Here is an 18,313-nt window from a genome sequence, read left to right as displayed (position 1 = left end):
TTATTGATGAAAGTCTAAGTGTCAAAAATTTGAACTTGGTTGGATAATTAAAATTGTTGAACAATACGTGATTGCTTTGATAAAAAAATGATTCATTATTCCGTGCATGATTTTCAATGGCAGTATTAAGGTTTTTATTAATCTTACTGTTAATAAGAAAGTGGTTAATAATAAAATTAAAAATAATATCTAGCAGGTCTTTGGCGAGGTTTACATGAAGTTGGTTTTAACCATAACAAGTTTTCACAAATTTACTCCAGAGATTGAGAGTGAGTTCGTGTTTGAATCAAGTGATGAACATGCCAAGGTTACATTTGGTCGGTCTGAACAATGTGATTGGACACTACCAGATCCTGAAAGAGTGGTATCCGGAACCCACGGAGAACTGATTAAGTTTGGTGACAAATACTTGATAAAAGACCTCTCAACTAATGGTACTTTTGTAAATAATGCTGTAACTCCTGTGGGTCAAGGAAATGAAATAGCACTAAGCGATGACGATATGGTTAGCTTAGGGGATTATCAAATTTCAGTTTCTATTCAAACAGATACAGATGTATTCAGTCTTGAGACAAGTAAAAGTCTTTCTAGCGCCCCCCCTGAAGTAGCCTCAAGTCCATCGGAAGAGGAATTTGTTGACCTAGGCCTTAGTGCTAGTGAACTCTTAAACGAAAGTGTTCCTTCTGACTTTCAGCTAGATATTGGTTTAGTCGATGATTTTATTGATATCCCAAAGCCCGAAAAACAGAGCATCGTATCTGAAACTTTACCGAAGGTTAACCGACAATCAGAACACCTATCGACTCCCAACTTTGATACCAATGGGGGTGAACTTGCGGCTTTTGTTAGAGGGGTGGGTATAGATCCAATGATGATTCCCAGCGATAACCGAGAGGAATGGTTTGAACAACTGGGGGAGTCATTTTCTTTGATGCTAGTTGGTTTAATGGAAACACTGCATAACAGAGCAGTGTTTAAACAAACAAATCGACTTAGTCATACCGCATTTCGTAAGTCAGAAAATAACCCTTTAAAGTTTTCTGCAAACTTAGAAGATGCGATTCATAACTTATATAACCGTCAAACTGCTAGCTTCTTAAAGCCAAATGCAGCCATTAAAGAAGCATTTAATGACATCGAAAGTCATGAGCAAGCCTTAATGAAAGGTGTTGAAGGTACGGTTTCAAGTGTTATGTCACTTGTTGAACCTACTTCTATATACTCAGATGCTTTAGCGAAAGACACGGTTATTAATAAGGTTATTCCAGCTAGAAAATATGCTCAAAGTTGGAAGAGGTTTGAGGATATTCATGAAAAGCTATCCGATGATATTATCAATAAAGAGTCTCCGTTCTATTTAGAAGACTTCGCTAAGCACTATGAATTAGCATTAAAAAACAAAGGCTAGGAATTAGGGTGATGAAAAAGTTTTACCAATATATTTTGTTATTAATTTCAATGGCTTTATTTGGGTGCTCAGCAGCGAACCTAGTTGTTGATCCATACTCAGATTTAGAAATAGCAGCAAGTCATAACATTAATCCTGATTCAAACGGCAGGCCTTCTCCTGTAGTGGTGTATGTGTTTGAATTAACGTCAAATACCATTTTCGAAAGCCAGGACTTTTTTTCTATTTATGAAGAAAGTGAAAAAGTCTTAGGACCTGATTTAGTGAATAAATATGAAGTTTCATTAACTCCAGGTCAGAAAGAAACATATCAAGCAAGTATGTCTCCAAAGACAGAATATTTAGGCATTGTCGTAGCGTTTCGAGATATTGAAAACTCAAATTGGCGACAAGTCATTAAAGTGGATAAGACCGGTTACAACACATATCAAGTATTGTTAGAAGATCTGTCTTTGGTCGTTAAATAACGTTTAGTTGGCTAATTATAAATGACGCAATACTCCAAGACGGCTTGGTGCGAAGGAATGTTTTTACGTCCCCAGCACTTCCAACAACAAGAACGCGCAACCTCTCAAGAATTCAAGGGCTTACATCAGTTAGGTGGGGTTTACAATTGGGGAGTTTGGAAATGTCGAGTAAAAAAACACGCGCTAAAAGATGGTCTTATTGAACTTGAGCATCTTGAAGCTGTTTTGCCAGATATGACGTTGGTTAATACGTTAATATCCAACGATTCAGTTTCGCCTCTACTTATTGATAAAAACACTGAAAATACGTTAGTAAAAATAACTCTCCCTCTTTCAAGTGTTACAGGTAAAAACGTTTCGGATGTAAGCGAATCGATCGTCTCTCGTTATGTACTTCAAGATATCGACGTGATAGATAACCTTACAGGACAAGATGAAGAAACCATCCAAGTTGCAGCCCTCAACCTTGAGTTGAAAGCGAGTAATGACAAATTAGCGGGTTATGTGGAGTTACCTATCTTAAGGATCAAAGAGGTAACTCCTGAAGGGGAAGTTATACTAGACGATGAGTACGTTCCTCCGCTTATCAATCTCCTGAGCGATAAAGTCATGTCAGCTTATCTACGTAACGTTATCGCGATGACAAAGATGCGTGCTGACGTTATTGCGCAGCGCTTGATTAAGGGCAAATCTGCATCGGCATCTGCTGTTGATTTCATCATGCTCCAAATGTTGAACCGATATGAGGCGAAGTTAAAGCATTTCAGTGAGTTAGATAGGTTACATCCACTGGAATTAGCGACGACACTTAAAGGTTACATTGGTGAGTTAGCCACTTTTTCTAATAAAACTAAAAGACTCCCAAGTTTGCTTGCGTATGATCACTTAGATGTATCAAGTGTTTATAGCGAGTTGAATCAGATACTCAGTCAGTACCTCAGTGTTGTTCTTGACCAAACTGCGACCAAACTTCCGTTGGAGCCTCGCCAATACGGTATTCAAGTGACGCCGCTTCCAGATAAACGCTTGCTTGAGTCATGCCAATTTGTGCTAGCAATTAAAGCAGATACCACAACAGATGAAATAAGACGCCTGGTCCCAGCGCAACTCAAGTTTGGCCCGGCAGAACAGATTCGCGATCTAATTAATAATCAGATCAACGGTATAAACGTAGTGCCGTTGAGTGTCGTCCCGAGACAGATTCCTTACCAAACGGGCTATGTCTATTTCGAAGTTGTCAAGAAAGGGCCATTTTGGATGAGGCTAAAAGATAGTGGCGGTATTGCGCTTCACCTATCAGGGCATTTTCCGAATGCTGAACTTGAGCTTTGGAGTATTAATCAATAGGCGCGCTCTGTATGGAACAAACGATAGTAAAACCAACACCGGGTGGAAGAGCACCCGCATCGAAACCACAATCAGAAAAGTCTGTGGATAATACCGTAGTTATCTCAAAAAGCCCTGAATTGGTGAACAATGATTCAGTGGTCGCTTATGGGAATAACTCTCTACTAGCAGAGGCGAATGGCCTGTTATCTATTATCGGTCAAATTCGGTCGACAGCGACTCATTCCGATCCGTTGTTTCTAAAAGAGACATTGGCACAAAAGCTTAGAGATTATGAGAACCGATTACGTCAGCATGACGTTGATTTGGATACCATTGATACAGCTCGTTATTGTTTATGCTGTTCACTAGATGAAGTTGTCCTTAACACCAATTGGGGTGGGCATTCATTCTGGAGTCACGATTCATTACTCAGCTCCTTCTATGCTAGCAGTCAAGGTGGGGAAGCGTTCTTTAAGCATCTTGATAAGTGCATGGCGAAACCAGATGCGAACTTAGATTTGCTTGAACTAATGTATGTGTGCTTATCTCTCGGGTTTCTGGGTCAATACCGTTTAGAAAAAAATGGACTGGAATCGCACCGTAAATTGAGAAGACAGGTTATTGCTACTCTTAAGTCTTATGGGAGAGGAGTCCCTCAGGAGCTAAGTAATAGTATCGACCAACACATTTTGAATGGCTCAGAGGCTTCTGATAGAGCCCCTCTTTGGGTTGTATGTTCTGTAACGGCGGCATTATTGGTCTGCATATATATGTATTTTAGCTATGAGCTAAATAAGGCATCCAATCGTACCTTTTCTCAATTAGTCAATTTGATTCAACCGCAACAACTTAACCAAGATGCAACGTCAGAATCAAAATCAGCGCCAATTGCAGAAAAGATTTCAATGTATCTAGCAACTGAGATCGGTAAGGGGCTAATCAATGTTGAGCCGCTGCAAGACAGGGTAAGAATTTCGTTAAAGTCTCAAGATCTATTTGAATCAGGTAGTGCTGATGTTGTCGCTTACATCCAACCCGTTATTTCTAAGCTTGCGAGAACATTGGAGTCGACCCAAGGCAAGATCATTGTTACCGGTCACACCGACGATAGGCCTATTTTCACGAGTAAATATCCCTCGAACTGGCACCTATCATTAGCTCGAGCCACTGCTATGTCTGAACAACTGATCTCGAATAGTGCATTAGAAGGGCGAGTGATACCCGAGGGGTTGGGGGATGCAAGACCATTAGTTGAAAACAGTAGTGATGAAAACCGAGCTATTAACCGCCGGATTGAAATCGACCTTCTTGTCGCGAATTAATAATAGGTAGATAGAGATGCGTATTAAAGAAATTGGCAGAATATTTACTCAAAGATGGTTTCTCGGTCTTATCGGTGTCGCTGCTTGTTCTATTTTCATTTGGGTTGTTGGTCCACTTATTGCGATAGCGGGATATGAGCCCCTAAAGAGTGACTTTCAACGGCTAGTCACTATTCTAGTGTTGGTGTTGCTTTGGGCGATATTTAACGTTACCAAGCAGCATAAGCAAAAGGTGAAAGAAGACGAAAGTATTCAAACGTTGCTTGAGGTTGATAGCCAATCAGATAAAGAAGCTGCAAGTGAAATTGACTTAATGCGCGAGCGTATTGAGCAAGCTGTCAAAGTAGTGACAAAAACACACAAAGGCAAGAGAAGCTTGTATGACTTACCGTGGTATGTGTTGATTGGCCCTCCTGGAACGGGGAAAACAACCGTATTAAAGCAGTCGGGGTTAGAGTTTCCATTAGGAGACAGCCTTGGCTCTGACTCTATTGCCGGTGTAGGCGGCACTCGCCACTGTGATTGGTGGTTTGCAAATAAAGCAGTTCTTATAGATACGGCTGGCCGGTATACGACACAAGACAGTCAAGAAAAGGTCGACTCTAAAGCGTGGCATGGTTTCTTAGGATTGTTGAAAAAGTATAGAACGCAAAGACCAATTAATGGTGCGATTGTTACGATAAGCTTAGCCAGCGTGATGTCTCAGACTCGAACCGAGCGAAGTCTTCATGCTCGAGCAATTAAGTCGAGACTTCAAGAACTGAAAAACCAGTTAGGCATGCAGTTTCCGATTTACGTATTGCTCACCAAAATGGATTTAGTTGCCGGTTTCAATGAGTTCTTTGCCGATTTAAGTAAGGAAGAGCGAGAGGAATTATTTGGTTTCATGTTCCCTCGTGAAGTGGATGATGAAAGAGGCGTTATTTCTCTATTCAACAAAGAGTTTCATGGCATGTTGGAGCGTCTTGATGCCCGTATGCTTAGAATACTTGAAACTGAGGACGATTTAGATAAACGCGCGCTTATCTTTGAATTTCCAAAGCAATTAAGAGTGCTACAAGCTAATCTTGACGAGTTTTTAGCTGAAATTTTTGCACAAAACAGTTTTGAAGAGCCTGCCTTGATTCGTGGTGTGTTTATGTTGAGTTCGGTTCAAGAAGGCTTACCAGTCGATAAGCTGATGAATGAATCAACCAATGGACTTGGGTTAAATCGTTTAGCTCTAGCAAAGAGTCAGACTGGTTCCCATAGTTATTTCGTAAAGAATCTTTTTGACAAGGTTATTTTCAAAGAGCAACTGTTAGGAACAGTTAATCGTCACTATCAAAAGCAGTCAGGTTGGATGCGTCGAGGTGTTTACATTGGATGTACAACGCTACTGCTAGGAGCTTCTGCGCTTTGGTTTATGAGTTATAAGTGGAACTCACAATTAATTGTCGACACCAATGAACAAGCTAGCCATATTGATGCAATGATTGGCGCTCAAAGTTTAGATTTTGAAGCGGATATTGTTTCAGCTGTAGAAACATTAGATAGGTTGATGGCGCTTCCTCTCGGAAAGCAAAGCAACTACGGTGATGCCGACTCTGTAAAGAGGTTTGGTCTCTATCAAGGAGACAAAGTATCTCAGGCGGCAAACAATGCATATTCTGATGCTTTGACCCAATATTACGCCCCTTTGCTTCTTGATAGCCTGGTGTCAGAAATGGAGAGCAATCAACAGCATCGTGAGTATTTGTACGAAACGTTAAAAACGTATTTGATGCTATTCAATCCAGACAAATATCAACAAGATGAAGTGTTGGCTTGGTTTAACTTTTATTTCGAACGTCAATATCCGGGTGAGCTAAACTCAGACTTAAGAAGACGCTTGCTACAGCACACTCAATATTTATTAGGCAACGATGGACAAGGCTTTACTTACAACACTGCTGCCGTGACGAGTGCTCGAGAAGTGTTGACTCAAATGTCTCTACCTGAACGTGCTTATCAGCGAATGAAAATACAATTTTCTAAGAGTCATGTACCTTCATTTCGCTTGACTGATGTATTGGGACCTAAAGGGCTTGAGCAGTTCGAGCGAGCTAGTGGAAAACCGCTATCACAAGGCATTTCGGGTTTCTACACGTACAATGGTTTTCATAGCATTTTTCAGATTCAGATCAACCGTACAGTAAAAAGCCTAATGGAAGAGAACTGGGTTTATGGTGACGATCTTAAGGCTCATGAAATTGATCAAGATAGTGCCATCCAAGGCGTTCAGTCTCGATACTATCAAGATTATGTTAATGAATGGAAAACGTTGATCGAAGATATTCAATTGAAGCAGGCTCCGAGCCTAGAACTTGCGACAGAGCAAGCGAGGGTTTTATCTGGAGTTGAAAGACCAATCGAATCTTTGTTGAGAGCAATCCAAAAAGAGGTTGCTCTATCAAAAGTATCATTGTCAGAAAATCAAAAAGCCGCTTCTGAAGTTGCTGGTAAAGTTGCCAAAGTTAAGTTTTCAAATACGGCAGATAGACTAGACATGTATTTACCTGAAGAAAACGGTTTCAATGTTGCTCTGCCAGGTAAAGAAGTCGAATCACATTTCTCAGAGATTTTACGCCTTGGTGAGCAAGACTTTGATGATATTCAACAAGCAATGATTAACTTGCGTTCGTATTTAAGTGACTTATCAAGCTCTGGTAACAATCAGAAAATTGCCTACAAAAGTATTTTAGATGGAACCGTTACACAAGATGTCGCAGCTTCCTTTGCTCGTGCTAAAGAACTTTTGCCGAGACCATTTAATCAATGGCTAGGTGGGCTTTCTCAAGAGTCGGTCAAGTTTGCGGAGAGCGGTTCGAAGGATCATCTAAATCAACTTTGGGTAACACAAGTGGTGCGCCCTTATCAGCGGACTATTGCTGGCAGATATCCATTCGAGCCCAATGCGAGCAGAGAAGTCAGATTGAAAGACTTTAAGCGATTCTTTGGTTATGGGGGCACGCTTGACGCATTCTTCCAAGAATACCTCGAACCGTTTGTGGATACTTCGAAAAGTCGTTGGCGATTAGAAAAGGAAATTGGAGTTCGTCCAGAAACACTAATGGTCTTTCAAAGAGCGCAACGTATCAGGCAGTCTTTCTTTGAATCTGATAATTCATTACGCGTAGAGTTTGGTATGAAGCCTGTTTATCTAGACCAGCACATTACTCGATTTGTCTTAGAGTTGGGTGGACAAGATTTGGTTTATAAGCATGGACCAGCAAGAGCTAAATCGTTGAGTTGGCCTGCCGGTCAAGATCAGACTCGAATTGTGTTCACACCACCTGAATCTAAACGCGAAATTGCGCATACCTATGAAGGTGAGTGGGGCATATTCAAGCTTTTGGATCAATCACTTAAAGCAAGGCCAGAATCGCGTAAAGACAATATAGTTATGATTGATTTAAAGGGAAACAAGGTGCAACTAGAGCTTATTCCTTCTAGTGCCATTAATCCGTTTTGGTCAAATGAAATGGAGAGGTTCAGATGTCCACGAACCTTATAACATCAGGCTGGGGATATATCGGTAAAATGCCTGCAAAAGGGGACTTTGTGAAAGATGGTTTATCACAAGATTTCTCGGAGCGTTGGCATGATTGGCAACAGGCGGTTATTGCAGTCAGCAGGGAACAACTGGGCGAAAGCTGGAATGAGCACTTTTTAACGGCTCCTGTGTGGCACTTTGCTTTGGATATTAGCTATTTAGAAGACTCAACCTACATTGGTAGCATGATTCCTAGTGTTGATGCATGCGGTAGATACTTTTTCTTTACTATAGCTCGTGCCGTAAAAGGTGAAGCTGCGCAATATTGGGGTGACAGAGCTTGGACGGAGGACAGTGCAGCTCTTGCTCTTTCGGTACTTGAGGACGACTTTGTCTTTGATGTTTGGCATAAGAGTACTCAAGAAAAAAATGACCTCGTTGCGAATGTAACAAGTGAAGTGAGGTCTCTGGAGTTTCTTTATCAAAGCCAAATATCTACAGTTTTTCATGATGACGGCAATACTGATCAAAACACGCTTTTGAATTACCTCATTAAAGAAAAATTGAGTAAACCATGTTTTTGGTGGACTGAAGGTTCAACGAAGGTTGAACCATGCATGTTCATTACGAGTGGATTTCCTTCAATTGGTCAGTTTTCAGCCATGCTTGATGGCGGTTGGAAAAAGTGGAATTGGTAGGATAGAAGAATGAATTGGAACTATTTTACCTTTGCTAAATCGCACGCAGGAAAAGTACGCCCTTATAACGAGGATGCTCTGTTGGATATGACAGAACAGCATATTTGGGTGGTTGCCGATGGAATGGGTGGACACAGTGCTGGCGATATAGCAAGCCAGATGCTAGTGGATAGAGTCGCGCGCCACATGCAGGATGTCTCCAATACTAATATCGATGATATCCGAAGAGTGGTTCAAGAAGCGAACTTAGAAATTTACCAATACGCACAAAATCACTTAGACGGTAAAACGATGGGAACAACACTTGTTTTGTTGTTTATTCAGGATGGGTATTACCACTGTCTTTGGGTGGGTGATAGCCGAATTTACCAGCTTAGAAGTGGTAATTTTGTCCAAAAAACACGTGATCATAGTCAAGTCATGGACTTAGTGGATCAAGGCTTATTGGCATTTGAAGATGCCGAATCTCACCCTCTTGCAAATGTTATTACCAGAGCTGTTGGAGTCGACGAAAGTGTCACTATTGATCAAGTTTCAGGGCAGTTGGCTGACGGCGATCAGTTTTTACTCTGTAGTGATGGACTCTCTAAGGAACTTACGAGTGATGAAATTCATCGGACATTGTATGCAGACTCAGTCAACCAAGCTGGATTAGCGCTCATGCATTCGGCTTTGGTTCGGGGCGCAAGTGATAACGTAACTTGTGCTTTGATCAAAGTTCGCCAAGCGCAAACGGAGTGCGAAACAGTAACTAGAGAAGACGCGACAATACCTGTCTTTCTAAGAGGGAGAGCTTATGAGTAATGAAATGTTTGATTGGTATGAACAAGCGTTGGCTCCTATATCTCAAGAAAATCCTACAGGTGTTGATCCTAGAGAGGATGTATCACCACAGTCTGCTTACTATAGGTTGAAAGATCAGCGTATGGCCGCCCGCAACGCTGAACGTAATGCTCTTATAGAAGAAGAAAGTATCTATACCCACAGTAATTTATGGCGAGTATTTATTGAAGATGTCCCAGAAATACTCACGAATCAGTCTAAAGATTTGGAATTTGTTGCCTGGCTTATAGAAGCCCTAACTCGATTGTATGGTTTTCGTGGTATGGGCGTTGGCTACAAACTCGCAACCAGTTTAATTGAGAACTTTTGGGATGATCTGTACCCAATGCCTGATGAAGATGGTATTGAGACAAGAATATCGGCGATTATTGGCCTCAATGGTATCGATAGTGAAGGAACACTTATTTTTCCAATTGCTTGTATACCATTGACTGACTTAGGCGTGGAGCAAGCTTATGCCTATTGGGAATATCAGCAAGCTATAGAGCTTGAGCGCTTAGACGAAGATAAGCGCCGAAATCGAGTCGAGCTTGGGGCTGTTGAGCTATCTGAAATTATAACTACGGTTAAGTCGACTTCTGATACGTTTTATCGAGAATTAATCACGGATTTGGAGTTCGCTACGGAATCATTTAATGAATTCAGTCAGCGATTAGATGAAGCGGTCGGTGATGTGACTCCTAGCTCTTATATATCAAAAAGACTTGAATCAATACAATCGGCATTAAAGCACCTTCTAGGAGATCGTTTCAATCAACCACAAGCCGTGTTTGAAGAGCTAGAGGATCTTGATGAATCTTCTTCTGAACAACCGTTAAGTTCACAAAGTTGTGATGCATTATTAGCGACAAACATGAAATCACGAGAGCAGGCAATTAGACAATTGCAGCAAGTAGCTGATTTCTTCCGAGAGAGTGAACCTCACTCACCAGTTTCTTACTCCATCGAACAGATTATTCGTTGGTGTGGGATGCCTCTGCCGGAGTTACTGGCGGAACTTATCTCCGACGGGGATGCAAAGAAAAGCTACTTCCGTTTGGTTGGCATAGCAGAACAAAATGAAAATTAATAAAGGGAGAATGGTATGACGAGTATCCACTCGAAACTATCACGAGTACGGAAGCCTCGTGTCCACATTACCTATGATGTTGAAACTGAAGGTACGACTCTTAAGAAAGAACTGCCTTTTGTTGTAGGTGTAATGGGTGATTTCGCTGGTCAAAACACAGAAGCGTTGAAGCCATTAAAAGACCGCCGTTTTATTCAGATCGATCGAGATAACTTTGACGATGTACTCAAAAAAATGAATCCATCGGTGAAGTTTAAAGTTGCGAATAAGCTTGCGAATGACGATTCACAGTTTGAGGTCGATTTAAACTTTAAATCAATGCAAGACTTTGAGCCTGCTGCGATCGTAAATCAAGTTGATCCACTACGCCAATTGATGGAAACGCGTAATAAACTGCGTGATTTGATGACAAAAGTTGACCGCTCAGAAGAGCTTGAAAATATCCTAGAGGATGTTTTGAACAATACAGACAATCTGGCAAGACTTGCAGGCGAGTTAGATCTTGGCAAGAAAGCGAAGTCAGACAGTACTGAAGGAGCGGAATAATGACGACTGAAGCTGAAAAACAGTTAGATCCAACTGTTAATGAACAGACAACTTCATTCTTAGATCAAGCTATTGGTGCGACTAAGCAGACCGAAGCTTCTCGTGCTGAGGAGCTGATTAAAACGCTCGCTGAAGAAGCAATGAAAGGGACAGTTACTTGGAACAAAAACCTAACAGTAACTTTTCGTGAAGCGATTAATTTGCTCGATAGGCAGATTTCTGATCAGTTGTCTGAAGTAATGCATCACCCAGAATTACAGAAACTCGAAGGTTCTTGGCGCGGCTTAAATTATCTAGTGATGAATTCAGAGACCAGCTCTACTCTGAAAGTTCGCATGATGAGCATGACCAAGAAAGAGCTACATAAAGACTTGAGCAAAGCTGTTGAGTTTGATCAAAGCCAGATCTTTAAAAAGGTTTACGAGTCTGAGTTTGGTAGTGCTGGTGGTGAACCGTATGGTGCATTGATTGGAGACTATGAGTTTACCAACCACCCAGAAGATATTGAGTCGTTACGCCTAATGTCAAATGTAGCGGCTTCTGGCTTCTCTCCATTCTTGTCCGCGGCTTCACCAGCACTATTCGGCTTTGATGAGTGGACTGAGCTGTCAAAACCACGCGACCTAGATAAGGTATTTGAATCACTAGAATACGCCCAATGGCGTTCGTTCCGCGAGAGTGCCGATTCGCGCTTCGTTAGTCTGACGATGCCAAAAGTCCTTGCTCGTTTGCCATACGGACAAGCTACCGCTCCAGTCGAAGAGTTTGGGTTTGAAGAGTTCGAAGTAGATCCTGTTTCAGGTATTGCTGTTAACGCTGAACATAACGACTACTGTTGGATGAACTCTTCGTATGTTCTTGGTGTTAAGTTAACCGACGCATTTTCAAAATATGGATTTTGTACTGCCATCCGTGGTGCAGAAGGCGGCGGTCGAGTGGATAACTTGCCAACGCATTTCTTCATGAGTGATGATGGCGACCCTGATATGAAGTGCCCAACAGAGATTGGTATTACCGACAGACGTGAGGCGGAGCTTGGTAAGCTTGGTTTCTTACCGCTTTGTCACTACAAAAACACCAACTATGCAGTGTTCTTTGGTGCGCAAACCTGTCAAAAACCAGCGAACCATGAATCCCCTGAAGCAACGGCCAATGCGGCCATTTCTGCCCGCTTACCTTATATGATGGCAACATCTCGTTTTGCGCATTATTTGAAAGTAATGGCTCGAGATAAAATTGGTAGCTTTATGGAAGCAGAAGACGTTGAGTCTTGGCTGAACCGCTGGATCCTAGGTTACGTCAATGCTTCTGAAGGCGGTGGTCAAGAGATCAGAGCGAAATACCCTCTAGCAGACGCTCGTGTTCAGGTTAAGGAAATTCCTGGCGCACCTGGTTCTTACAATGCCGTAGCATGGCTGAAACCTTGGTTGCAAATGGAAGAACTGACGACATCTTTGCGACTTGTGGCCAAGATCCCTCAGTCAGGTGGATAAGAAACGAATTGGCTGGTCGAAAGGCCAGCCATGACCAATCTTTATGTTCTAGATGGAATTAGCAGTGTCACTTAACTTTCGCGACCCTAGCAAGCTAAAACATGAGTTCAGTACCGGAGGCTACGCTGAACTTGATAGCCCGTGGTTGACTCGATTCAATGAATCTTCTGATCTTGTATCGTCAGCGCGAATTTGGCTAGAAGGTACACGTTCAAGAGATTTGGACAGCTTTCGTCATAGTGTGATGAACACAATTAACCGCATTGATGAGCTATTAGAATCTCAACTAAATGAAATATTACATCATCCTGAGTTTCAACAGCTCGAAAGGGGGTGGGTTGGAGTTAGGTATTTATGTGAACAGGTTGATTCTCGTTCATCGGATTCTGTAAAAGTTAAGGTTTTAACGGCGACATGGAATGAAATCAGTAAAGATGCTTTAAAAGCCATCGAGTTTGACCAATCAGCACTATTTAAGTTGCTCTATCAAAATGAATATGGCATGGCAGGGGGAGAACCCTTTGGTGTGGTGGTTGGAGATTATCAGCTTCGCTGTGATCCTAGTAAAAATTATTTTGATAGAGATCTGTCTGTGTTGAGTAAGATCTCTCAGTCTGCAGCTGCAGCATTCAGCCCATTTATCATGTCTGCATCGCCAGAGATGTTTGGTGTTGATAGTTTCGCTCAACTCTCTGCGATAAGAGATATAGCGGCCCAATTTGAACAGGAAGATTATGCAAAGTGGCGTAGTTTGAGAGACAACGATGACGCTAAATTTATTGGTTTGACTGCACCTAACGTCTTGTTCCGTCAGCCATACAAAAGTGATGGCTCGCGGAATGATAAATTCAATTTTCAAGAACACATCTACGACTCCAACCGAGATTTGCTATGGGGGAGTAGTGCGTACTGTTTTGCTGCCGTATCAATTAGAGCATTTCAGGAACATGGTTGGTTCACGCATATGCGAGGGATTAAACAAGGCGATTACAGTCAGGGTATTATCGTCGCTCCTACAAGGAGCAAGATGCGTGTTAATGGCAAGAATGATCGTGAAAGATGTCCGTTAAACTTGAAAATCTCTGAGAGAAAAGAACAAGAATTGTCTGAGTGCGGTTTTATTTCTATTTCGCCAATACCTGAGACCGATATGGTGGGGATGACCTCGAATGTATCTCTCTACAAGCCCAAACAATACGCAGAAAAGCATATTTCAACGAATGCAAAACTGACATCGATGTTGCAATACACATTGTGTGTATCGCGAGTCGCACATTATCTCAAGGTTATGGGGCGTGACAAAATTGGTGGGTATCAAGACGCAGAAAGCCTAGAGCGTGACTTTCAACGCTGGTTACATCAGTACACTACCGCATCAGATGAAGCGTCTGATGAGCTTCGAGCTAAATACCCCCTAAATGAAGCGAAAATTACAGTTCGAGAGAAAAGAGAAACTCCTGGACATTATTACTCAGTTATCCATTTGCGACCGCATTTTCAACTCGATCAAATGGTATCTAGCATTAAATTAATTACCGAATTATCACCAGAGCACATGGTGTAAGGAAATAACAATGACTCAATGGAAAAATGCTTTGTCCCAAGGCCTATTGCAACACGCTCTAGAGCAATTAATTGATGAAATTAAAGCAACACCTAAAGATGCGAGCTTGAGAAGTTCCTTCATTGAGCTTCTGTGCATTGATGGGGACTTCGAGCGTGCGGACGCTCAGCTCATGCAATCGATTAAATTGTTTCCTGAGTATCTGCCTGGTGCAAGTCAGCTACGACATTTAGTGAAAGCAGCTCAAGCTAGAAAGGATTTTATCAATGGTGTGGCTAGTGCCAAAGTATTAGGTGATGAGGAATTAACTAAAGAGCTTGTTCGATTTAATCTTGCTCTCGGAAATCAAGAGTACGAAGAAGCGTCACGTCTATCGCATCGCATTGAAGAGCATCGTACTATTAAAGGGTTTAACGTAAACGGCACAAACTACGAAGATGCTAGAGATATTGATGATCGTTTAGGTGGTTACATTGAACTGTTTTCTACAGCAGGTAACTATTTTCTTGTACCCATATCGAGCATCCATACGCTAGAAGTTAAAGCACCTACTTCTTTGTTAGAGAGTATTTGGCGACCTGTCGAGTTTGATATCGATGGACTTGGTGAAGGCGAAGGCCATATGCCGTTGACATATGTTGACTCAGAGACCGATGCGCAAAAGTTAGGTCGAGAAACGGATTGGAAGCAGATTGGTGAGCAAGAATCTTTTGTTGGCTTGGGTCAAAAATGTTGGTTAGTTGGTGACTCAGCGCTTCCAATCTGTGATTTGACTACATTATTAGAACAGAAACAAATAGCGTAGAAATATCATGTCGTTAACCGTTTCTCTGCTCGACAAATTGATAGATAGTGATCCTCTCACTCGAGATGAGAAAGACTTCCCTGCAAGCCAGCAACAGATGTTGAGCAGCTTACTTAGAGATCTAGAGTCGATGCTGAATAGTCGTATTGGATGGAAAAACATTCCTGATGATCTTCTAGAGGTTCGTTATTCAATATTGAATTATGGGCTGCCAGATTTTTCCTCAATGCCCTATAGCAGCCAAGAAGGGCAGAATCAGCTTTGCGACATCGTTCATGATGCAATTAAAGAGTTTGAGCCGAGGTTAAGGAACCCTCATGTCCAGATTTCGGACGAGAAAAACGCTATTGATAGGGTATTGAGGTTACAGATAAATGCCACTTGCTTAATTGATAACAGTATTCATGAAGTGCGATTCAATTCTGAAGTAGAGCCGGTAAATTTAGGTATGAAACTGAGTAGAGCAAAATGAGTGAAGAGTTTCTCAAGTACTATAATCGCGAGTTAGCTTATTTGCGTCACAAAGGGCAAGAGTTTGGTGAGCAGTATCCCAAGATTGCCGCGAGACTTCGTATTAGTGAGGAACAGGTTGACGATCCACACGTAGAAAGATTGTTAGAAGGCTGCGCATTCCTAACAGCAAGGATTAGACAAAGCTTAGACAATAGTTACCCTCAGTTTACAGAGTCTTTGATGGGACAGTTATATCCGGATTTTCACGCCCCAATCCCGTCAATGTCAGTCATTAAAATGAGCTGTTCTAACTCCACTTCCTCTTATTTTGATGTAGAAGAAGGCGAGCGAGTTGTTATCGGTGCTCCTGGATATCATGAGTGCGAGTTTAGAACTTGTTATCCGGTCAGAATGTATCCTGTTGATGTGACCTCTGGCGTTTTTAAAAATGCGCCTTTCAAGCCAGTTGGCTCACGATGGGAAAGCAATGCTCATTCAGTTTTGAAAGTACAGCTCACGGCTCAAGATGAAGAGACTCCTCTTGGTGAAATGGGGGTAGAACGGCTGCGCTTCTATTTAAACGGTCAATCTCAATTGACTTTTAAGCTCTACCAAATGCTGTTTCAAAACCTAATTGGTTTATCTGTTGTTGTGGATGGCAAAGAAGTTCGTCCTTTAACCAAAAGACATCTTTCTGAAGTGGGATTTTCAGAAGATGAGAAAGTTGTGCCATACAGTAAAAGAAGCTTTTCAGGAGCAAGATTACTTGTTGAGTATTTACACTTTCCTGAGAAGTTTATGTTCTTTGATATCACCGAACTTGGATTATCAGAGCTAGATCTTAGAGAGCAAGTCGAACTGTATTTTTACTTTGATACCAACGACGACTGGCTTCCAAAGCAAGTGGACGAAGAAAGCTTAATGGTAGGCTGTGTGCCTGTGATCAACTTATTTAAAAGTATTATGGAGCCTAAGCGTATTCTACCAACTGAATACGATTACCACTTGTCTCCACAATACCAAGAAGCTGAAAGTAATGAGGTTGTCTCAATTTCTGACGTAACGTTGAGAAACTGGAACAAAACGTACCACAATTTGCCATGTTATCACGCTGGTGAGCACACGCATTATACGAACACTAGTGAGATTTATTGGTTGATGAGACGTGAGGATAAGAACTGGGCTGGTGGGTATGATGAGCCAGGTAGAGAAACTTACATTTCTTTTGTTGATAAAAAACATCAATTGTTCAGCCCGGATAGCCGGGAAAACTGGTTAATGTACGTGGAAGCTGAGTGCTGTAACCGCAACTTAGCGCAGAAACTTCCATTTGGAGGTGGGCTGCCGCAAGTATCTTTACCGGAGGTAAATGACAATTTCGAATCTGTTCGTTGTTTAGTTTCTTTATCAGAAACCATTCGGCCAGAAATGGATGAAAGCACACGATGGCAGTTAACTAAGCTTTTAACTTTAAACCATTTTACCGAGGAAGATGGTTTAGCAACTTTGAAGCAGACCCTTAATCTCTATGCATTTTCTGGGACAGCAGAAACGAAAGCGGTAATCGATGCTTTAACTAAGTTAGAGTTTGAGCCTACTACAGGAAGAATTAGTCAGAAAGGTAAAGTTGGATTTGCGCACGGTATAAAAATTATTTTGACGGTTTCTGATCAAATTTTACCTAAAGAGCAGATCTTTCTCTTAGGTAGTGTTTTATCTGTTTACTTCTCGCAATATGCTGAAATTAACATTTTTACGCAGTTGGAAATAAGACTTAAGTCTACGGGAAAGTCTTTCCACCTATGGCCCGCATTAAGTGGCGATAAGGTGTTGCTATGAGCGCGGAACAATTTTATCGAGAATTAAAACAACATCCATTGTTTGAAGCGATTCATCTTATTGAACACGAAGTCCTGCAAGCAGAGGCGCAAATAGGAACAGATGCGTTACCGAAGCATGAAAAGCTAAACTTAAAGGTTAATCCATCATTAGGTTTTGAAAATGCTCAGCTTTGTGAACTGAAAAATATAGATGACAGCAAGTTAGAGATTGAGACCAATTTAATAGGCCTAACGGGTGAGCAAGGTGTGCTTCCCCAGCACTATAGTGAATTAGCTTTACATCGCCAAAAAGAAGGCGATACGGCTATGGTGGACTTCTACGATATTTTCAATCATCGCTTATTATCTCTTTATTATCGATGTTGGCAACTGAGTCAGCTGACTGTTCAGTCTCGTGCGCATGCGCAGGGCGCGCGCTCGCCGTTAGAAAGCTGTAAATCTGCATTAACTGGGAAAGGGAGTTCACTGTCCCGGCACTATGGTGGTGTGTTTGCTTCACCAATGAGAAGTAAAGGTGGACTAAAAAGTATTCTTGAATGTTTATCTGGATGCCAAGTAAAAGTTCATGAATTTCAAGGACAATGGTTACACCTTACGAAAGAAGAGCAAACACGCCTTGCATCCCGAACTATGCCTGAAGGGCAGTTTGCTCAACTTGGTTTAGGAGCTTCTTTGGGTTCGAAAGCATGGAATATCAACGCGGGGACAACAATAGAATTTCTGCCAAAAGATAAACAGCTAGTTAGTAAATTGCTTCCTAACCAACCCAATATAGCAATCATTAAGAACGCTGCTTATGAGTTGATTGGAAAACATAAACAACTGAAGTGGCAGCTCACCACCAAACATAGTTTGCTACCACAAGCTTGTTTATCGAAACAGCAGGGGCAGTTAGGTATTGGTTCTGTGCTTAAAAAACACGAACGTACAAAAGATCGAACTATAACAATTACTATTTAAA

Annotated in this window: 15 protein-coding genes; all 15 read left to right on the top strand. The window is 41.6% G+C overall.

All coding sequences use genetic code 11. The features are described from left to right. The first annotated feature begins 214 nt into the window (after nucleotides 1-214). From tagH to tssG, 15 genes are read left to right on the top strand one after another with little or no spacing between them, the layout of a single operon-like run. On the top strand, nucleotides 215-1,408 hold the full coding sequence (tagH, locus tag KI742_RS05270; protein WP_085569001.1) for a type VI secretion system-associated FHA domain protein TagH: 1,194 nt from the start codon (nucleotides 215-217) through the stop codon (nucleotides 1,406-1,408). A gap of 11 nt (nucleotides 1,409-1,419) precedes the next feature. Continuing rightward, complete coding sequence (gene tssJ, locus KI742_RS05265) at nucleotides 1,420-1,875, top strand: type VI secretion system lipoprotein TssJ (RefSeq protein WP_017820223.1); 456 nt, start codon at nucleotides 1,420-1,422, stop codon at nucleotides 1,873-1,875. 21 nt (nucleotides 1,876-1,896) lie between these two features. Continuing rightward, nucleotides 1,897-3,222, top strand: coding sequence for a type VI secretion system baseplate subunit TssK (tssK, locus tag KI742_RS05260; RefSeq protein WP_085569002.1), 1,326 nt, complete (start codon nucleotides 1,897-1,899; stop codon nucleotides 3,220-3,222). Nucleotides 3,223-3,233: 11 nt separating this feature from the next. Continuing rightward, a complete protein-coding gene (tssL, locus tag KI742_RS05255; RefSeq protein ID WP_213869733.1) occupies nucleotides 3,234-4,526 on the top strand; it encodes a type VI secretion system protein TssL, long form in 1,293 nt (430 codons plus the stop codon). A 16-nt stretch (nucleotides 4,527-4,542) separates the two neighbouring features. Then, complete coding sequence (tssM, locus tag KI742_RS05250; RefSeq protein WP_285384903.1) at nucleotides 4,543-8,061, top strand: type VI secretion system membrane subunit TssM; 3,519 nt, start codon at nucleotides 4,543-4,545, stop codon at nucleotides 8,059-8,061. After that, complete coding sequence (tagF, locus tag KI742_RS05245; RefSeq protein ID WP_169644549.1) at nucleotides 8,043-8,738, top strand: type VI secretion system-associated protein TagF; 696 nt, start codon at nucleotides 8,043-8,045, stop codon at nucleotides 8,736-8,738. Before tssM ends, tagF begins: the two co-directional genes overlap by 19 nt. A gap of 9 nt (nucleotides 8,739-8,747) precedes the next feature. After that, nucleotides 8,748-9,542 carry a PP2C family serine/threonine-protein phosphatase gene (locus tag KI742_RS05240; RefSeq protein ID WP_005375947.1) on the top strand — a complete coding sequence of 265 codons (795 nt, stop codon included), beginning with the start codon at nucleotides 8,748-8,750 and terminating at the stop codon, nucleotides 9,540-9,542. Beyond that, entirely contained in the window at nucleotides 9,535-10,650 is a 1,116-nt protein-coding gene (gene tssA, locus KI742_RS05235) for a type VI secretion system protein TssA (RefSeq protein WP_054574308.1), read from the top strand. The genes KI742_RS05240 and tssA overlap by 8 nt, the downstream gene beginning before the upstream one ends. A gap of 15 nt (nucleotides 10,651-10,665) precedes the next feature. Continuing rightward, nucleotides 10,666-11,196 carry a type VI secretion system contractile sheath small subunit gene (gene tssB, locus KI742_RS05230; protein ID WP_005375949.1) on the top strand — a complete coding sequence of 177 codons (531 nt, stop codon included), beginning with the start codon at nucleotides 10,666-10,668 and terminating at the stop codon, nucleotides 11,194-11,196. Further along, nucleotides 11,196-12,689, top strand: a complete 1,494-nt coding sequence (tssC, locus tag KI742_RS05225; protein WP_005375950.1) for a type VI secretion system contractile sheath large subunit — start codon at nucleotides 11,196-11,198, stop codon at nucleotides 12,687-12,689. Before tssB ends, tssC (KI742_RS05225) begins: the two co-directional genes overlap by 1 nt. A gap of 52 nt (nucleotides 12,690-12,741) precedes the next feature. Beyond that, nucleotides 12,742-14,253, top strand: a complete 1,512-nt coding sequence (gene tssC, locus KI742_RS05220) for a type VI secretion system contractile sheath large subunit (RefSeq protein WP_025767712.1) — start codon at nucleotides 12,742-12,744, stop codon at nucleotides 14,251-14,253. Nucleotides 14,254-14,263: 10 nt separating this feature from the next. Continuing rightward, on the top strand, nucleotides 14,264-15,058 hold the full coding sequence (locus KI742_RS05215; RefSeq protein WP_203345464.1) for a type VI secretion system accessory protein TagJ: 795 nt from the start codon (nucleotides 14,264-14,266) through the stop codon (nucleotides 15,056-15,058). Between the two features lie 7 nt (nucleotides 15,059-15,065). Further along, entirely contained in the window at nucleotides 15,066-15,530 is a 465-nt protein-coding gene (tssE, locus tag KI742_RS05210; RefSeq protein WP_017635621.1) for a type VI secretion system baseplate subunit TssE, read from the top strand. Continuing rightward, entirely contained in the window at nucleotides 15,527-17,350 is a 1,824-nt protein-coding gene (gene tssF, locus KI742_RS05205) for a type VI secretion system baseplate subunit TssF (protein ID WP_285384901.1), read from the top strand. The genes tssE and tssF overlap by 4 nt, the downstream gene beginning before the upstream one ends. After that, nucleotides 17,347-18,312, top strand: a complete 966-nt coding sequence (gene tssG / locus KI742_RS05200; RefSeq protein ID WP_065275344.1) for a type VI secretion system baseplate subunit TssG — start codon at nucleotides 17,347-17,349, stop codon at nucleotides 18,310-18,312. The genes tssF and tssG overlap by 4 nt, the downstream gene beginning before the upstream one ends. Nucleotide 18,313: the final 1 nt, after the last annotated feature.

The sequence above is a fragment of the Vibrio sp. D417a genome (assembly GCF_030248595.1).
GTDB classification, from domain to species: domain Bacteria; phylum Pseudomonadota; class Gammaproteobacteria; order Enterobacterales; family Vibrionaceae; genus Vibrio; species Vibrio alginolyticus.
This window is presented reverse-complemented; position numbering and strand designations above follow the sequence as displayed.

What these genes read in the sequence shown, in the direction of transcription:
- tssM (WP_285384903.1), top strand. Translation starts at nt 4,543, where the DNA reads ATGCGTATTAAAGAAATTGGCAGAATATTTACTCAAAGATGGTTTCTC.
- tssA (WP_054574308.1), top strand. Translation starts at nt 9,535, where the DNA reads ATGAGTAATGAAATGTTTGATTGGTATGAACAAGCGTTGGCTCCTATA.
- tssL (WP_213869733.1), top strand. Translation starts at nt 3,234, where the DNA reads ATGGAACAAACGATAGTAAAACCAACACCGGGTGGAAGAGCACCCGCA.
- tssB (WP_005375949.1), top strand. Translation starts at nt 10,666, where the DNA reads ATGACGAGTATCCACTCGAAACTATCACGAGTACGGAAGCCTCGTGTC.
- tagF (WP_169644549.1), top strand. Translation starts at nt 8,043, where the DNA reads ATGTCCACGAACCTTATAACATCAGGCTGGGGATATATCGGTAAAATG.
- tssG (WP_065275344.1), top strand. Translation starts at nt 17,347, where the DNA reads ATGAGCGCGGAACAATTTTATCGAGAATTAAAACAACATCCATTGTTT.
- KI742_RS05240 (WP_005375947.1), top strand. Translation starts at nt 8,748, where the DNA reads ATGAATTGGAACTATTTTACCTTTGCTAAATCGCACGCAGGAAAAGTA.
- tssJ (WP_017820223.1), top strand. Translation starts at nt 1,420, where the DNA reads ATGAAAAAGTTTTACCAATATATTTTGTTATTAATTTCAATGGCTTTA.
- tssK (WP_085569002.1), top strand. Translation starts at nt 1,897, where the DNA reads ATGACGCAATACTCCAAGACGGCTTGGTGCGAAGGAATGTTTTTACGT.
- tssC (WP_005375950.1), top strand. Translation starts at nt 11,196, where the DNA reads ATGACGACTGAAGCTGAAAAACAGTTAGATCCAACTGTTAATGAACAG.
- tssF (WP_285384901.1), top strand. Translation starts at nt 15,527, where the DNA reads ATGAGTGAAGAGTTTCTCAAGTACTATAATCGCGAGTTAGCTTATTTG.
- tssE (WP_017635621.1), top strand. Translation starts at nt 15,066, where the DNA reads ATGTCGTTAACCGTTTCTCTGCTCGACAAATTGATAGATAGTGATCCT.
- KI742_RS05215 (WP_203345464.1), top strand. Translation starts at nt 14,264, where the DNA reads ATGACTCAATGGAAAAATGCTTTGTCCCAAGGCCTATTGCAACACGCT.
- tssC (WP_025767712.1), top strand. Translation starts at nt 12,742, where the DNA reads ATGGAATTAGCAGTGTCACTTAACTTTCGCGACCCTAGCAAGCTAAAA.
- tagH (WP_085569001.1), top strand. Translation starts at nt 215, where the DNA reads ATGAAGTTGGTTTTAACCATAACAAGTTTTCACAAATTTACTCCAGAG.